This is a genomic window from Tenacibaculum soleae, from assembly GCF_001693415.1.
Classification (GTDB): domain Bacteria; phylum Bacteroidota; class Bacteroidia; order Flavobacteriales; family Flavobacteriaceae; genus Polaribacter; species Polaribacter soleae.
Map to the genome: position 1 here is coordinate 125805 of NZ_MAKX01000035.1, position 16110 is coordinate 141914.

The following is a 16110-nucleotide window of genomic DNA, read 5'->3' on the forward strand; positions in this document are numbered from 1 at the left end:
TATTGCCACACTAAAATTGGTTCTTTGCATTCTAAAACTCACTAGAATGACAATAGTAATTTTCATGATTTTTTTATGGTATTCAGGCTTATTTTTTCAAACATTCTTTTTACATAGATATGCAGCACATCAAACTTTTACGATGTCGAAGTTTGCAGAAAAAGTATGTTTTGTGCTTACCTGGGTTTTTCAAGGTTCTAATTATTTAAGCGCTTATGGCTACGGGGTAATGCATCGATTACATCATGCGTATGCTGATACTGAAAAAGACCCGCATTCACCAAAATATGATGAAAATTTGTTTAAAATGATGTGGCGGACTAAAAATATTTATCAAGATATTAATAATCAAAGAATAGCAATTGATGATAAGTTTACTAAAAACGTACCACAGTGGAAAATCTTTGATAATTTTGCAAGCTCAAAATTTTCTAGATTAACTTGGGGAGCATTATATGTTGTGTTTTTTATGTTTTTTGCAACCGCTTGGTGGCAGTGGTTATTTTTACCAGTCGCTTTTTTAATGGCACCAATCCACGGAGTTATTATTAATTGGTTTGCACATATATACGGTTATGTAAATTTTAAAGTAAGCGATACTTCTAAAAATTTATTACCATTCGATTTTTTAATGATGGGCGAAGGGTATCACAACAATCACCATGCTCATGGTGGGCGCGCAAATTTTGGAGGAGTACGTTGGCATGAAATAGATATTACTTACTGTATTATGGTTCTTTTAGATAAGGTAAAACTGATAAAACTTAAATAAAGAGTACTTTTAAGTTGTGTTTTGTAATTGTGTCATACTTACTATATATGGCATGTGTTTTGACGATAAATAGTATCTTCAATAAAAAAAAATGCAGCAACATACATCATCAAAAGATAATAAAAAGAAACCTAAAGTATCAATAGGAAAAGCATTTAAAACAATTATTTGGCCACGTAAAAAATTGGTTTTAATAGGTTTGGTTTTAATTGTAATAAGTAGGTTGGCAGGTTTGGTAGCTCCGCTAAAAATTAAATCATTATTAGATGATGTAATTCCGAATAAAGATTACAACCAATTATACAACTTATTACTTGTAGTTGGCGCAGCTATTTTAATACAAGCAACTACATCATTTTTATTAACTCGAATTTTAAGTGTGCAAGCACAATATTTAATTTCAGAATTACGAGCACAGGTTCAGAAAAAAGTATTGTCATTACCAATTAGCTTTTTTGATAATACAAAATCAGGAGCATTGGTTTCTAGAATTATGAGTGATGTTGAAGGGGTTCGTAATTTAATAGGAACCGGTTTGGTTCAGTTAGTAGGTGGAACCATTACAGCTGTTATTTCTTTAATTTTATTGATAAATATTAGTTGGTCAATGACCTTATTTGTGTTGATTCCTGTAATTGTATTCGGTTTAGTTGCTTTAAAAGCTTTTAAATATATCAGACCTATATTTAGAAATAGAGGTGTTATTAATGCTGAGGTAAAAGGGCGTTTAACAGAAACGTTGGCAGGAGTAAGGGTAATAAAAGCATTCAATGCAGAACAACAAGAAAATGAATCTTTTGAAAAAGGAGTTGATCTTTTATTCCAAAACGTAAAAAAGAGTTTAACAGCAACCGCAATCATGACAAGTTCGGCAACCTTTTTATTAGGAATTGCTTCTACGGGAATTATGGGAATTGGTGGTTATAAAATTATGATGGGTGAATTAACCGTTGGAGATTTTTTATCATTTACTTTTTTATTAGGTTTAATGATTGCACCAATTGTACAAATGAGTAATATAGGTAGTCAATTAACCGAAGCTTTGGCAGGGTTAGATAGAACCGAAGAGTTGATGAATATGGAAGCTGAGGAAGATAATGAAGAAAGAACAATTCAATTAGAAAAAGTGAATGGAACCATAAAATTTGACGATGTTTCTTTTTCTTATGAAGAAGGAAAACAGGTGTTAAATAACATTAGTTTCGAAGTGCCCAAAGGTACAGTAACTGCTTTAGTAGGGAGTTCTGGTTCTGGTAAATCAACAATTGCAGGATTATCAGCTACTTTTTTAAATCCAAAATCAGGAAAAGTAACGATTGATAATCATGATGTATCTAAAATAAAATTAAGTAGCTATCGTAAAAATTTAGGGGTGGTTTTACAAGATGAGTTTTTATTTGAAGGAACTATTAGAGAAAACATTTTGTTTCCAAGGCCAAATGCAACTGAAAAAGAATTGCGGTACGCTGTAAAAGCAGCCTATGTAAATGAATTTACCGATCGTTTTGATGAAGGATTAGATACCTTAATTGGTGAAAGAGGCGTAAAGCTTTCTGGCGGCCAACGTCAGCGTTTGGCAATTGCAAGAGCCATTTTAGCAAATCCGAAAATTATAATCTTAGATGAAGCAACTTCAAGTTTAGATACAGAGAGCGAAGCATTAATTCAAAAAAGTTTATCAGAGTTAATGAACGAACGAACCACCATTGTAATTGCGCACCGATTAAGTACAATAAAACAAGCAGATCAAATATTGGTGATTGAAAACGGTAGTATTGCAGAGCGCGGAACACATGATGAATTAATTGCTGAAAAAGGTAGGTATTATGATTTGTATACGTATCAGGCAAAAATTTAAAATAATAAGATATCAATTGTGTTAAGAAACTATAAAAAAAGTGTTAGAAAGTAAAACTATTTTTTATAGTTGACGTATAGTTAGTTAAGATTTAGATTGTTTTTGTAAAATGAGTAGCTATTAACTAAGTGTTAAAAAAAGTGAAGTTTTTAGTTAATGAAAACTGTTTTTTATAAAATATTACATCTCTTTTGTTTAAGATTAATTAAAACAGGTAACGTTTTAATCAACTATAATTAAAACTCACATAGTAATTTGGTAAAGTATGTATTGTTGTTTTGCATCATAAAAACGAAACAAAAACAATACAATGAAAAATTTAATTAAAGTAGGTTTGTTAAGTGCTTTTACAGCTATTAGCTTAACCTCGTGTGATGATGTAGATAAAGAACCAGGAAACGGTTCATCAACAGGTTTGGTAAAATTAGCAGCGCATTCTAAAACCGATAGTTATTTAAAATTAGATCCAGCATTTTCTAATGTCAGTATTTATCCATTATTATCTTCAGAAGATAAATTGACTAACACACCAAACTTTGTTTATGGTTCATTAGCTGATGGAGCGGGCTTACTAAAAAATGCAAACAATACTTTTACTTTAATTAATAATATTGAAGGAGATTATTCTATAGCACGCATCACTTTAGATGAAACTTTTAAACCAGTAGGCGGTGAATATATTTTAAATGCTGAGGCAACTGCTTATACAGCACAATGTTCAGGGAGTTTAATTACACCACAAGAACACGGTTTTGGACCAATGTATCTTTCTGGAGGTGAGTGGGGAGGAGCTTCAAAAGGAGTTTTTGCTACTGATCCTTATAGAGATGCTTCTTCAGCATCTTTTGCAAACATGTTAAATGCATTTGGACAATGGTCTACAGAAAATGCAGTAGTAATAGGTAAAGATGCTTATCAAGATAAAACCGTTGCTTTTATTGGTGATGATCATGCTGATAACGAAACACCATCAGGACAATTAGGAATGTATGTAGGTAATAGAGGTGATTTGTACGGAGGAAACTTATTCGGTTTACGCGTATTAGATTCTGAAGTTAATTATGAAATGGATATGAAAGAAGGAGAATCTTATCCGATTGATTTTGTACAGTTAAACGAAACTGAAATTTCTTTGTTAGATGCTGAAGCTAAAACAAAAGGGGTTATGGGATTCTCTCGTTTAGAAGATATTGATTGGAGAAGAGGTTCTGCTAAAAATAATAGAGAAATTTACTTTTGTGTTACGGGGCGTAAAAAAGATGGCTTGGCAGGAAAAGGTACTTTTTACGGACGTGTTTATAAAGTAACTTTAAATGAAAATAATCCTTCAGGAGTTGGAACAATTACATGTGTGCTAGATGGTGATTTACCAAACGGAAAAGCAAAAACATTCCACAGTCCAGATAATATTGTTGTAACAGAAAATTATGTATACATTCAAGAGGATCCAAATGGTTATTTTGATAATGCAGATAAAACACATTATGCGCGTTTGTATCAATACGATTTAAATTCAGGGAGCCTAAAAACGGTTTTAGAATGTGATCAAGAAACCGCAGCAGCGGCAGGTGTTGGTAATGTAACAAAACCTTGGGAAATTACTGGTATGATAGATGTTTCTGAAACAATTGGTGTTGATGATACTTTTATAGTGATTACTCAAAATCACGGATGGGATAATCCTAATTTTACAGATCCTAAAGCAATTGACCCTAGTATAGCAAGATCAGAAGGAAGCCAAATGTATATTATTCAAGGTTTAGATAGATAGTATGAATGTTCCCCAAATACTTATTAAAAAAGCATGCGTTTTAGGCGCATGTTTTTTGCTTATGTTATTAATGTCTTGCAAAACTGAAAGGCAATATGTTAAAGTAACCGAAACAACAATTTTAGAAGAGGTTTATAAAAAGCAATTACAGATGGCTATAATAAATTTAGACAGTTTATTAGTAGTTAAATCATTAAAAAACAAACAGTTTTTTTATCAAAAAGCACGTACTTCTTTTAAGCAATTAGAACCTGTTTTAGCCTTTACAGATAAAAGCAATTATAAATCATTAAACGCCCCAAATATTCTTAAAGTAGAAGAAGAAGATGCAACAGATATTAAAATTAACGCTCCGTTTGGTTTTCAAGTAATAGAAGAGTTGTTGTATGATGAAGAGGTTAATGAAAAACAAATTAACCAAGCAGTAAATAAAACAAAAAATAGGTTAGGTTTAATAGAAAGTAATGCAAAATTAAACTTAAAAAAATATCATGTTTTATGGTTACTTCGTGACGCTATCGTTCGTGTTGCTGTTACTGGTATTACAGGTTTTGATTCACCTGTATTAGAACAATCTTTACAAGAGTCTAATATAATATATACAGCAATTGAAAAAATACTAGATACTTATAAAGGTCATTTTATAAACCCAGAATTATTAGAGGCTTGGCAAACTGAAATTCAACAAACAAAAACAAGTTTACAAGGAAATTTTAATACTTTTGATAGATATCATTTTATTAAAAATCACACTCATAAACAGTTAAAATTATTAGTTAAAACTCAAAAAGATTGGCAAGTTACTTTTCCTTTCGAATTAGCTTTTAAAAACGATATGACTTCATTGTTTTCATCAAACACATTTAATGTTGATTTCTTTTCAGATTATATTGATAAAAGTAATTTTAAAAAAGAAAAAATAGCTTTAGGAGAGCAACTTTTTAATGACAAACAATTATCTATAAATAAAGATATGAGTTGTGCTACTTGTCATCATAAAGAAAAAGCTTTTACCGATGGATTAAAAACATTTCCAAAACAAACAAGAAATACTCCAACAGTAACGTATGCAGCATTGCAACAAAGTTTTTTTTATGATGGTAGGGCAGGAAGTTTAGAGGGGCAAGTTGCTGCTGTTGTTAAAAATAAAAACGAATTTCATAGTGATTTAGAAACCATGAAAAATGCCGTTAAAAACGATAGTGCTTATGTAAATAGTTTTAATAAAATTTATAAAGGAAAAATAAATAGTAATACGGTAAGACACGCAATTGCTACTTATATAAGAAGTTTAAATAAATTTAACTCAAAGTTTGACAACAATATCAATAATAAAGAAAACACAATTACTAAGAGTGAAATAAATGGATTTAATCTTTTTACCGGAAAAGCAAAATGTGCTACCTGTCATTTTGCGCCTGTTTTTAACGGAACTGTTCCTCCAAATTTCACCGAAACAGAATTTGAGTTATTAGGAGTACCTAATGATACATTAAATAATTCGGTTGTGAGTAATGATTTAGGGCGTTATAATTTATTTAAAACAGCAAATAGAAAACACTTTTTTAAAACATCAACCGTTAGGAATATTGCTAAAACAGCACCTTACATGCATAATGGAGTTTTTGAAACATTAGCTCAAGTAATTGATTTTTATAATAAAGGAGGTGGAAATGGTTTGGGTTTTAATTTAAGGCATCAAACATTACCAGTAGATGAGTTAAACTTAACAGAAAAAGAAATAAAAGAATTAGTAGCTTTTATGGAAACGTTGACAGATGAATAAAAATATTTTTCATTTTTATTAAACTCTTTGGTAAACAAACCAAAGAGTTTTTCTTTTTTATGTAATTTTATCAAGTTATTCCGACAGAATACAACAAATCAATTTACATGAAAAAAATACTCATAGTTTTAGTTATAGCTTTATCAGTAATAGCTTGTAAAACAGCTTCAAAAAAAGAAATTATAGAAGAAATTTTTAAAGAAAACTTAGTTGAGCCCAAAAAATATCCAAAAGTTCTAACCGAAGTTTTAAAAAAACATGGCGGAATTAATAATTGGCAAAAGATGAAAACGTTATCTTTTAGCTTAAACGATCAAGAGCATACCACAGATTTACATTCAAGAAAAACAGTAATTAACTCGAAAGAATATTCTTTAGGATTTGATGGTAACAATGTTTGGGTTTCTGATACCACTAAGTATAAAAAAGATCCGAAGTTTTATTACAATTTATACTTCTATTTTTACGCAATGCCTTTTGTTTTGGCTGATGATGGAATTGTATATTCAGAAACAAAACCATTAGAGTTTGAAGGAAAAAAATATCCAGGAATTAAAATTTCGTATCAATCAAATGTAGGTTCATCACCAGATGATAACTATTATATGTATTATGATGAAGTTACTAAAGAAATGAGTTGGTTAGCCTATACGGTTACTTATTTTAGTAAAGAAACTTCTAGTAAAACAAGTATAATAAGATATAACGATTGGGAAAATGTTAACGGATTTTTATTACCAAAATCGTTAACTTGGTACCAGAAAGATGAAAAAGGTAACCCAACAGAACCAGCGAGAGAGCCTACTAAATTTGTATTACCTTTATTAAGTGAAGCATCATTTGATGCTGATTTTTATAGAAAACCAACAAAATAAATGAATTCAAAAAAATATACTTGGAAAAAAGAGTACACACTAGTGTTGCTGGCAAATGTAGTTTACATCGCATTATTTTATATTATTACTAACTTATACACGAATTAGAATATGCAAACTATAGATTGGGTAGTACTTTCGTTAACATTGTTATTTATTGTTTTTTACGGAGTTTGGAAAACACGTGGAAGAAATAATGTAGAAGAGTATATTAAAGGAGGAAACGATAGTAAATGGTGGACGATTGGTTTGTCGGTAATGGCAACACAAGCAAGTGCTATTACTTTTTTATCAACACCGGGGCAAGCATTTCATAGCGGAATGGGATTTGTACAGTTTTACTTCGGATTGCCAATCGCCATGGTAATTATCTGTTTAGTGTTTATTCCGATATATCATCGACTAAAAGTATATACAGCTTATGAGTATTTAGAAGGTCGTTTTGATAAAAAAACAAGAACTTTAACCGCAATTTTATTTTTGGTACAAAGAGGATTAGCAGCAGGAATTACCATTTTTGCGCCTGCTATTATTTTATCAGCTGTATTAGGATGGGATTTAATTACACTAAATATCATCATCGGATTCTTAGTAATTATTTACACCGTTTCTGGAGGTACAAAAGCAGTAAGCGTTACTCAAAAACAACAAATGGCAATTATTTTTACAGGAATGTTCATTGCCTTTTACTTAATACTTCAATATTTACCTGACGGAATTACCTTTACTAAAGCATTAGAGATTGCTGGAGCTTCTGATAAAATGCAAGTGTTAGATTTTTCGTGGGATTTAAATAATCGCTATACAGTTTGGACAGGGATTTTAGGAGGAACATTTTTGATGCTTTCTTATTTCGGAACCGATCAAAGCCAAGTGCAACGTTATTTATCAGGAAAATCGGTACGTGAAAGTCAGTTAGGATTAATTTTTAACGGTTTGTTAAAAGTGCCAATGCAATTTTTTATTTTATTGGTTGGGGTAATGGTGTTTGTGTTTTATCAGTTTAATACATCTCCTTTAAATTTTAATCCGAAGGCTAGTGAAGCTGTTGTAAATTCAAAATACGCTTCAGAATACAAGGTTTTAGCAGATAAACACATCGATATAGAGAACCAGAAGAAAGTTTTAATTTTTGAAGGTTTAACTGCCGAAAACAAAAAACAATTACAAGCATTAAACGAACAAGATAAATTAATAAAAAAGCAAGCAAAAGCAATTATTACAAAAGCTGATGCTTTAGTAGAAACGAATGATAAAGATTACGTTTTTATCCATTTTATACTGCATAATTTACCAAAAGGATTAATTGGGTTGTTGTTAGCGGTAATTTTATCAGCAGCTATGTCATCAACCGCATCTGAGTTAAATGCCTTGGCAAGTACTACCGTAATTGATTTGTATAAACGTAATGTTGCTAATGAATATGACGAAGCGCATTATGTAAAAATGACAAAATGGTTTACCTTCGGATGGGGAATCTTAGCAATTTTAGTGGCTTGTATTGCTAATTTGTTTGATAATTTAATTCAATTAGTAAATATAATTGGTTCTATTTTTTATGGTAATGTTTTAGGAATTTTCTTATTAGCCTTCTTCTTTAAGTTTGTAAAATCGAATGCCGTTTTTATAGCAGCCATTATTACACAATTACTTATAATTTTTGTTTGGAAAGCTGATTGGTTACCGTTTTTATGGTTAAATGCTTTAGGATGTGGATTGGTAATTTTAATAGCTTCTTTAATACAGCTATTTTCAGAAAAAATAAAAAATGATTAAAACAAGAAAAGCTACTTTAATAGATTTACCAATTCTTTTAGAATTTGAGCAAGCGCTAATTAATTTTGAAAGACCTTTTGATGCTACTTTAAAAGATGAAAAAATATCATATTACGATATAAAAGCAATGATTTTATCTGATGAGGTAGCAGTAATTGTAGCAGTAGATAATGAAAAAGTTGTTGGTTCTGGATATGGAAGAATACAAGAAGCCAAACCATATTTAAAGCATCAAAATATGATTTATTTAGGTTTTATGTTTGTTGCAAATTCACATCGTGGCAAAGGCATTAACAAATTAATTATTGACGATTTATATACTTGGGCAATTTCTAATAATATATATGAAGTTCGGTTAGACGTGTATGCTGATAACCCTAGTGCAATTAGAGCATATGAAAAAGCAGGGTTTCGAAAACATTTACTAAATATGCGAAAAAGTTTAAAGTAAGTTTTACGACTTGTTTTTATTCAGATGTTTAGCAAGATAAGCGCCCATACTAAAACAGGCTTGTAATAAATAGCCACCAGTTGGCGCGTTCCAATCCAACATTTCGCCGATGCAATAACTATTTTTTATTTTTTTGAACTCGAAATTTTCAGTGACTTCGTTTAAAGAAATTCCACCGGTAGTTGATATTGCTTCGTTAATTTTAGCAGCAGTATTAATAGTAAGAGGTAAAGCTTTTATTTTTAATGAAAGAATTGTTTTATTAAGAAATTCATCTTTACTTAAAATTGTTTTTAGTAATTCAATTTGTGGTAAACTTAATTTAAGTGTTTTTTTAAGAATGTCGGTTGTTGTTCTTAAGCTAGAAGTGTTTATTTTATGAGTAAGTTCATTAAGACTAAACATCGGTTTTAAATCTAAAAAAACAGTTGCTTTTTTGTATTTAGAAAGTTGTGATTGTATTTCAGAACTTAAGGCATAAATAGCATTTCCTTCTAGCCCGAATTTGGTAATTACCAATTCACCTTTTTGTATTTTATCTAAACAAGAAAGCGAAATGTTTTTTAAAGGTTGTCCTTCATTTTTAGATATGAAATCGATTTTCCAATCTACTTTATAAGCACAGTTAGCTGGTAAAAAAGCTAAGGTGTTAATTCCTTTACTTATAAATTTGTTTAACCAATTTCCGTCAGACCCTGTAATTTTCCAACTAGCGCCGCCTAGCGAAAAAACAGTAAAATCAGCATTTATAATTTTGTCATTATTAAAAATTAATTCATTTTTAATATTCCATCCTTGCCATTCATGATTAGTAATAAACTGTACATTTTTATCAATTAAAAACTTTTTAATGTTAGCTAGAACGGTGATTGGTTTTATTCCTTTTTCAGGATAAATACGATTACTACTTCCTATAAAAGAGGGAATATCAATAGATAATAACCAATTACGTAAGTCTTCATTTGTAAAATTTAACAGTGCATTTTTAAGAAATGTAGTAGGTGTGTATCGGGTAATCATTTTATCAATATGCTCACCATGGCTAAGATTAAAACCACCATCGCCAGCGACTAAAAATTTTCTTCCAACAGATTTCTTTTTCTCGTAAATCGTAATGTCAAATTTATTTGAATCTAAAAAAGCAGCAGTAAAAAGTGCTGAAGGGCCACCACCAATTATGGCTATTGATTTTTTCATAAAACAAAATTACTATTTGTTTTTTTAAGGTGTATAAAAAATTATTAGAAAAGAAAAAGACTGTCTTAAAAGACAGTCTTTTTTATATAAACTAAATGAAGTAATTACATTTTTGTTAAGAACTCTTTATTCATTTTAATATAATCTACATTTCCTGCTTTTTCAGCTCCAGCTAATGATGCTTTTGCAGCTTTTATAGCTCCTTTTTTGTCACCAGCTTTAGCTAAGATTAAAGATTGTTGACGTAAATACCAAAAACGAGGTTGATCTTTAGTCATGTCAACAGCTTTGTTGATCCATGTAGCTGCTTTTTTAATGTCTTTGTTGCTTTGTAAATAATATACAGCAGCAGAGTAATAATCACCAGCTTTAGGCCCATTCATTGTTGCAGCAATACTAGCTTCAACAGCTTTATCAGTAGGCGTGTTAAATTTTACACCAACATAAGCATTTTCCCATAACAAACCTAAAACAGCAGAGTTGTTTGTAATATCATCAATAGTCATGGTAAAAGTTTCTATTTTCATAGGCATCATATCAGCTTTTACTGTAGTAGATAATACTACTTTTTTATCATCCCATTTTCTTGGATTTCCCCAGTTGTTGGCATCCGAATAAAAAATTACTTCCCAAGAAGTTTTTCCTGGTTTTGTATATAAAGCGTATGTTCCTTTTTTTAATTCTTTTCCGTCGATAGTAACATCAGTGCTAAAAGTAACTTTAGTATTTTGGTTAGCTCCAGTTCTCCATACTTTTCCGTAAGGAACTAAGTCTCCAAAAATAGTTCTTCCTCTCATTCCTGGTCTAGAATATTCAACAGTAACATCCGATAATCCTACAGCTTGTTCTAACTTAGATGATGGGCTAGGAGCTGGAGTTTTTATTTGTGCATTTGTAGTTAATGTAAGTGCCGCTACAAATAAGCTTAAAACTAATTTTTTCATGATAATTGGTTTGTTTTTATTGTGATGTTAAAATTACGAGTAATATTTGAGTTAAATGTTAATGAAAACTTAAAATAAACATCATTTTTTTAGTTGATATTTGCAAAATGAAAAAATATGTTTCAGAATTAATAGGAACTTTTGCGTTAGTATTTTGTGGTACAGGTGCAATGACTGTTAGTGAAATAACAGGAGGAACTGATTTAACGCATACCGGTATTGCTATAACTTGGGGATTAATTGTAATGGCAATGATTTATGCTTTTGGTGAAATATCTGGGGCACATTTCAACCCAGCAGTTACTATTGCTTTTGCATTTGCTAAAAAGTTTTCATGGAAAGAAGTTCCTAAATATATAATCGCTCAGTTGATAGGTGCTATTTTAGCAAGTTGTATTTTATGGGTTTTATTTCCTGCAAGCGAATATTACGGAGCTACAATTCCATCAATTGAACCTTGGCGTGCTTTTATTTTAGAATTTTTACTTACGTTTTTCTTAATGTTAACCATAATAAACGTATCAACAGGTAGTAAAGAAGTAGGAGTAATGGCAGGTATTGCTATTGGAGGCGTTGTTTTGTTAGAAGCCATGTTTGCAGGACCAATGACAAAGGCATCCATGAATCCAGCACGTTCTATTGCTCCGGCAATAGTTTCTGGTCATTATGAGTATTTGTGGTTGTATGTTTTAGCCCCAATTTTAGGAGCTTTATTAGCGGTAGTTTCTTGTAAATTTGTAAAAGACAATAATTGTTGTAATGAAGAATGTTAGTATTTTAGGCTGTGGATGGTTAGGAAAATCATTAGCAGTTTCGTTATTAAATGAAGGATATAAAGTAAAAGGCTCTACAACTTCTGAAGAAAAATTAGATCTTTTAGAAGTTAACGGAATAGCACCTTATATTGTTAATATTTCTGAATTTGAAGAATTTGATACTTTCTTAAATTCAGATATTTTAATTATTGCAATTACTTCTAAAGATGTTGATGGTTTTGAAAATTTAATTGCTCAAATAGAAAACTCCCCAATACAAAAAATAATCTTTATTAGTTCTACTTCAGTTTATGGAAGAGTTAATAAAATCATGACAGAAGAAGATGAAGTTTTAAAAACTCCTTTAACAGCAATAGAAAATTTATTTAGAGAAAATACTTTTTTCGAAACTACTATTATTCGTTTTGCAGGTTTATTTGGAGATGTAAGGCAACCAAGTAATTGGTTTAAAAATGGAAGAAAAATACCACAACCAAAAGGTTTTGTAAATATGATTCATAAAGACGATTGTATAGAGATTATTCATACAATTATTGATCAGAATTGTTGGGGTGAAACTTTTAATGCATGCTCTAACCACCATCCAACAAGAAGAGAGTTTTACACCTTAGCCAAATTAAGGAACGACTTTGAAGTTCCAGAGTTTGAAAACAATGAAGTTTATGAGTGGAAGATTATCAGTTCGAAAAAAATACAACAAACTTTAGATTATACTTTTATTCACGACGATTTGCTGTCTATTTAGCATATTTTCTTTTTCTTAAATAATTAAAAACGAAGCCAAATATAGCTAGTAAAATTAACGGAATTCCAATGTTTATAAACTGCCAAAAACGCTTTTCGGTATAAGCTTTTTGTTTATCAAGTAAATTTATCTGCAAAGTTTTATTTCGTAAATTAATTAAACCAGAATCATCTAATAAATAATCAATCGTATTTATTAAAAATTCTTTATTTCCAAATTGTTCACCAGTCCATTTATCTAAAGCTAAATCGTGAGGTTTACCTTTTAAAATTTGATTCTTACCGATATCTCCATCCGCAATAACAACCATTTTATTAGTGTTGCTTTCTGCTTTAAAAAGTGATGTATCAAACGGTTTTGTTCTGTTTTTGTAAGCAGAATTAAAACTACCTTCTAACAAAACACCTAAAAGCTGTGACCCACTTTTATACTCGTTTTCTTTTGGTTGTTGGGCAATACTTTGTAGCTCAACAAAATTTGGAGTTCCGATCTTTTTACTTAAAACTGAAGTGATAAATAAAGGTGTTTTTTTAATATTTCCTTTTAAAGTATCTATTTGAGTGGTAAAACGAAAACGAACTGGAGCTATATTTTTTGTTATTGGATGATAAGGATTTCCGTTTACCAACGGATGGTAAAACCAATTTAAATGCTGAAATTGTGCTTGATTTCCGCTATTTCCTGTAGCAAGCGGAATTTTAGCCGAGTATAAATCTTGAATTAATTTATTGTTTACACGAACTTGATAACTAAATAATAAATCGGTTAAATTTAAATCTCTTGGAAAAGCAAGCATTTTACCTTCGTTGTATAAACTATCAGTATCAGCATAGTTTTGGTCAATCATCCAAAGAGATTTACCTCCGTTGGTAATAAATTGATCGAGTGTAAATTTTTCTTGTTCGGTAAAACGTTCGGTTGGTTTGGCAACAATAGCTAAATCGTATTTTGTTAAATCTTTAAGTGTTTTCTGCGGATTTTTAGCTACACTATCTAACGTGAATTTAGCTAAGTGATAATTTTTTCCCACTTCACTTAATAAACTGTATAAATAAATATCTTCTAACTCGCCATTACCTGAAATAACTGCGATTTTCTGCCTTTTATTTTTAGTGATATTGTTCAATGCATTAGCAAAAGAATATTCTAATTTTTCAATAGCATTTTGCAGTTGCTCTTCTTGAGTTTTGGCAATTGCATTTGGTAGTAAAGAAACTAAGGTAGTTTTTTTACCAAGATTAATTTCTGCCCAAGGAAAGATAATAGCTTGTGAAAGGTTTCCGCCTTCTTCAACAGTTAGTTGCGTTGGCATCATTCCTTTTTGTATTAATCGCTCACGAATGTTATCAGGATTTATAAATCGAAATAAAATATTTGAATTTTGCGCTTTTAATTCCTCTAAAAATTGACGTGTTTCAATTTGTAAACGTTTAAATTCAGCAGGAAAATCACCTTCTAAATACACATTAACAAAAACAGTATTATCAATATTATCTAATATGTTTTTACTAACATCAGATATTGTAAAACGTTTATCTTTTGTTAAATCAAATCTTTTATAAGTTGATGTTGAGAGGTAGTTTATCAATAATAACCCCACAAAAGCAAAGACAATATGTTGTAGCTTTTTATTCATTTTTTAATTGTTGTTTGGTGATGAATAAAAAGAAAAAAGTAACACTTAAAAAGTAGATAACATCACGCGTATCAATAACTCCGCGACTAATACTTTTAAAATGTTCATTAATTCCGAATTGTTGTATCGAGTTACCTAAAGTGCTACTTACAGCATCAAATCCGTAGAAAAAAATAAAAGTAATAAACACACTTAAAATAAAGGCTACAATTTGATTTTTAGATATTGTTGATGTAAATAAACCAATTGTTGTATACGTTGCCGCTAAAAAAAGTAATCCTAAATACGAACCGATGGTACTACCAATATCTAAATTTCCAACAGGGTTTCCCATCGTGTAAACGGTATAAACATAAGTTAGTGTTGGTATTAAGGCAACACAAACTAAAAGTAAAGATGCAGTAAATTTACCCAATACAATTTGCCAATCGGTTACAGGTTTTGTTTTTAATATTTCAATAGTTCCGCTATTAAATTCATCAGCAAAACTTTTCATGGTAATTGCTGGAATTAAAAATAAGAACATCCATGGTGTTAAATAAAAAAATGAACTTAAATCTGCAAAACCAGCATTTAAAATGTTGAAATTATCTTTAAAAACCCATAAAAACAATCCGTTTACAAGTAAAAATACACCGATAACTAAATAGGCTATTGGTGATGCAAAAAATGAGTTAAATTCTTTTTTTAATATAGGATACATTATTCTTGGTTTATATCGAGACGAAAAATAGTATTACCATCAAATAAATCATCATCATCTAAAATAAATTGATGTTTTTTTAATAACGTTATTGATGCAGTATTATTCTTATGTGTAAAAGCTTCAATGGTGTTTAGCTTTAAAATAGCTTTACCATATTCTAAAACTGTAGTCATAGCTTCACTCATAAAGCCTTCATTTTGGAAATCGGGATTTAATTCATAACCAATTTCAGCATAATTATTTTCAGCATTGATATTATGATAAACAATGGTACCAATTATTTGATTGTTTTCTTGATGTTGAATCGCCCAAAAAATTCGATTTCCTTTTTCAAATTCATCCAAACAATCTTGAATAAATGAATCAGCATCATTTAAATTTTTAGGTGTGTCTCTAACTATTAATTTATTAACTTCTTTGTTAGATCGTAATTTAAAAATAGTTCTTTTGTCACTAAATGATAGTTGACGAAGTTGTAATCTTTCAGAAGATAGTAACGGGAAATTTGTTGGATAATTCATTATGGTAAACTTACGGTTTTGTCAACGCTCCAGGCTACTGGTTTGTCGTTAAATAATATTTTGGTTTGCGCCCAAACGCCTTTAAATAAATCAGAATTTCGGTAATTTTCTAAATCTTGCTCAGTTTCCCAGTAGCTATAAGTAAAAAAGATATCCGAATTGTTTTTATCTCTATATAATTCTAACAATTGGCAACCAGGTGAATTACGGATAAACTCTTTTTTAGTATTAAAATTCGCTAAAAATTCTTCAATTTTCTCAGAATGAAAACTCATTTTTACAATTCGTACAAACAT

General features: G+C 30.1%; 15 protein-coding genes. 9 read left to right on the forward strand and 6 right to left on the reverse strand.

The features are described from left to right. Positions 1-46 precede the first annotated feature (46 nt). The 7 genes from BA195_RS13075 to BA195_RS13105 all read left to right on the forward strand — a co-directional run bounded on the left by BA195_RS13075 (position 47) and on the right by BA195_RS13105 (position 9289). Positions 47-772 carry an acyl-CoA desaturase gene (locus BA195_RS13075; RefSeq protein ID WP_068706175.1) on the forward strand — a complete coding sequence of 242 codons (726 nt, stop codon included), beginning with the start codon at positions 47-49 and terminating at the stop codon, positions 770-772. A 91-nt stretch (positions 773-863) separates the two neighbouring features. Continuing rightward, a complete protein-coding gene (locus BA195_RS13080; RefSeq protein ID WP_068706177.1) occupies positions 864-2630 on the forward strand; it encodes an ABC transporter ATP-binding protein in 1767 nt (588 codons plus the stop codon). A 310-nt stretch (positions 2631-2940) separates the two neighbouring features. Continuing rightward, a complete protein-coding gene (locus BA195_RS13085) occupies positions 2941-4401 on the forward strand; it encodes an alkaline phosphatase PhoX (RefSeq protein ID WP_068706179.1) in 1461 nt (486 codons plus the stop codon). Between the two features lie 70 nt (positions 4402-4471). After that, the gene (locus tag BA195_RS13090) at positions 4472-6187 is read left to right on the forward strand and encodes a cytochrome-c peroxidase (RefSeq protein ID WP_245662358.1); all 1716 of its coding nucleotides are present in this window, start codon (positions 4472-4474) and stop codon (positions 6185-6187) included. A gap of 107 nt (positions 6188-6294) precedes the next feature. Then, the gene (locus tag BA195_RS13095; protein ID WP_068706183.1) at positions 6295-7062 is read left to right on the forward strand and encodes a DUF6503 family protein; all 768 of its coding nucleotides are present in this window, start codon (positions 6295-6297) and stop codon (positions 7060-7062) included. Between the two features lie 111 nt (positions 7063-7173). Then, the gene (locus tag BA195_RS13100) at positions 7174-8838 is read left to right on the forward strand and encodes a sodium:solute symporter family protein (protein WP_068706185.1); all 1665 of its coding nucleotides are present in this window, start codon (positions 7174-7176) and stop codon (positions 8836-8838) included. Further along, a complete protein-coding gene (locus tag BA195_RS13105; RefSeq protein ID WP_068706186.1) occupies positions 8831-9289 on the forward strand; it encodes a GNAT family N-acetyltransferase in 459 nt (152 codons plus the stop codon). Before BA195_RS13100 ends, BA195_RS13105 begins: the two co-directional genes overlap by 8 nt. Positions 9290-9292: 3 nt before the next feature. Here the strand turns inward: BA195_RS13105 and BA195_RS13110 are convergent, their stop codons facing one another. Next, positions 9293-10486: a BaiN/RdsA family NAD(P)/FAD-dependent oxidoreductase gene (locus BA195_RS13110; RefSeq protein WP_068706188.1), complete on the reverse strand. Its 1194-nt coding sequence runs from the start codon at positions 10484-10486 to the stop codon at positions 9293-9295. A 104-nt stretch (positions 10487-10590) separates the two neighbouring features. Beyond that, positions 10591-11430, reverse strand: a complete 840-nt coding sequence (locus BA195_RS13115; protein WP_068706190.1) for a DUF2911 domain-containing protein — start codon at positions 11428-11430, stop codon at positions 10591-10593. A 107-nt stretch (positions 11431-11537) separates the two neighbouring features. Here BA195_RS13115 and BA195_RS13120 point away from each other — a divergent pair, with 107 nt between their 5' ends. Together BA195_RS13120 and BA195_RS13125 are read left to right on the forward strand one after the other, a co-directional pair. After that, the gene (locus BA195_RS13120; RefSeq protein ID WP_176715002.1) at positions 11538-12203 is read left to right on the forward strand and encodes an MIP/aquaporin family protein; all 666 of its coding nucleotides are present in this window, start codon (positions 11538-11540) and stop codon (positions 12201-12203) included. Continuing rightward, positions 12190-12951 carry an NAD(P)-binding domain-containing protein gene (locus tag BA195_RS13125; protein ID WP_068706194.1) on the forward strand — a complete coding sequence of 254 codons (762 nt, stop codon included), beginning with the start codon at positions 12190-12192 and terminating at the stop codon, positions 12949-12951. Before BA195_RS13120 ends, BA195_RS13125 begins: the two co-directional genes overlap by 14 nt. Here BA195_RS13125 and gldG read toward each other — a convergent pair. From gldG to BA195_RS13145, 4 genes are read right to left on the reverse strand one after another with little or no spacing between them, the layout of a single operon-like run. Continuing rightward, positions 12944-14587 carry a gliding motility-associated ABC transporter substrate-binding protein GldG gene (gene gldG / locus BA195_RS13130; RefSeq protein WP_068706196.1) on the reverse strand — a complete coding sequence of 548 codons (1644 nt, stop codon included), beginning with the start codon at positions 14585-14587 and terminating at the stop codon, positions 12944-12946. The two genes, BA195_RS13125 and gldG, sit on opposite strands and share 8 nt — an antisense overlap. After that, positions 14580-15290 (reverse strand): gliding motility-associated ABC transporter permease subunit GldF, encoded by a 711-nt coding sequence (gldF, locus tag BA195_RS13135; RefSeq protein ID WP_068706198.1) that lies wholly within the window; start codon positions 15288-15290, stop codon positions 14580-14582. Before gldF ends, gldG begins: the two co-directional genes overlap by 8 nt. Then, positions 15290-15814: a GNAT family N-acetyltransferase gene (locus BA195_RS13140; RefSeq protein WP_068706201.1), complete on the reverse strand. Its 525-nt coding sequence runs from the start codon at positions 15812-15814 to the stop codon at positions 15290-15292. The genes gldF and BA195_RS13140 overlap by 1 nt, the downstream gene beginning before the upstream one ends. Continuing rightward, positions 15814-16110, reverse strand: coding sequence for a putative quinol monooxygenase (locus BA195_RS13145; RefSeq protein WP_068706203.1), 297 nt, complete (start codon positions 16108-16110; stop codon positions 15814-15816). The genes BA195_RS13140 and BA195_RS13145 overlap by 1 nt, the downstream gene beginning before the upstream one ends.

What these genes read in the sequence shown, in the direction of transcription:
- BA195_RS13075 (WP_068706175.1), top strand. Translation starts at nt 47, where the DNA reads ATGACAATAGTAATTTTCATGATTTTTTTATGGTATTCAGGCTTATTT.
- BA195_RS13080 (WP_068706177.1), top strand. Translation starts at nt 864, where the DNA reads ATGCAGCAACATACATCATCAAAAGATAATAAAAAGAAACCTAAAGTA.
- BA195_RS13085 (WP_068706179.1), top strand. Translation starts at nt 2,941, where the DNA reads ATGAAAAATTTAATTAAAGTAGGTTTGTTAAGTGCTTTTACAGCTATT.
- BA195_RS13090 (WP_245662358.1), top strand. Translation starts at nt 4,472, where the DNA reads ATGTCTTGCAAAACTGAAAGGCAATATGTTAAAGTAACCGAAACAACA.
- BA195_RS13095 (WP_068706183.1), top strand. Translation starts at nt 6,295, where the DNA reads ATGAAAAAAATACTCATAGTTTTAGTTATAGCTTTATCAGTAATAGCT.
- BA195_RS13100 (WP_068706185.1), top strand. Translation starts at nt 7,174, where the DNA reads ATGCAAACTATAGATTGGGTAGTACTTTCGTTAACATTGTTATTTATT.
- BA195_RS13105 (WP_068706186.1), top strand. Translation starts at nt 8,831, where the DNA reads ATGATTAAAACAAGAAAAGCTACTTTAATAGATTTACCAATTCTTTTA.
- BA195_RS13110 (WP_068706188.1), bottom strand. Translation starts at nt 10,486, where the DNA reads ATGAAAAAATCAATAGCCATAATTGGTGGTGGCCCTTCAGCACTTTTT.
- BA195_RS13115 (WP_068706190.1), bottom strand. Translation starts at nt 11,430, where the DNA reads ATGAAAAAATTAGTTTTAAGCTTATTTGTAGCGGCACTTACATTAACT.
- BA195_RS13120 (WP_176715002.1), top strand. Translation starts at nt 11,538, where the DNA reads ATGAAAAAATATGTTTCAGAATTAATAGGAACTTTTGCGTTAGTATTT.
- BA195_RS13125 (WP_068706194.1), top strand. Translation starts at nt 12,190, where the DNA reads ATGAAGAATGTTAGTATTTTAGGCTGTGGATGGTTAGGAAAATCATTA.
- gldG (WP_068706196.1), bottom strand. Translation starts at nt 14,587, where the DNA reads ATGAATAAAAAGCTACAACATATTGTCTTTGCTTTTGTGGGGTTATTA.
- gldF (WP_068706198.1), bottom strand. Translation starts at nt 15,290, where the DNA reads ATGTATCCTATATTAAAAAAAGAATTTAACTCATTTTTTGCATCACCA.
- BA195_RS13140 (WP_068706201.1), bottom strand. Translation starts at nt 15,814, where the DNA reads ATGAATTATCCAACAAATTTCCCGTTACTATCTTCTGAAAGATTACAA.
- BA195_RS13145 (WP_068706203.1), bottom strand. Translation starts at nt 16,110, where the DNA reads ATGTTTGTACGAATTGTAAAAATGAGTTTTCATTCTGAGAAAATTGAA.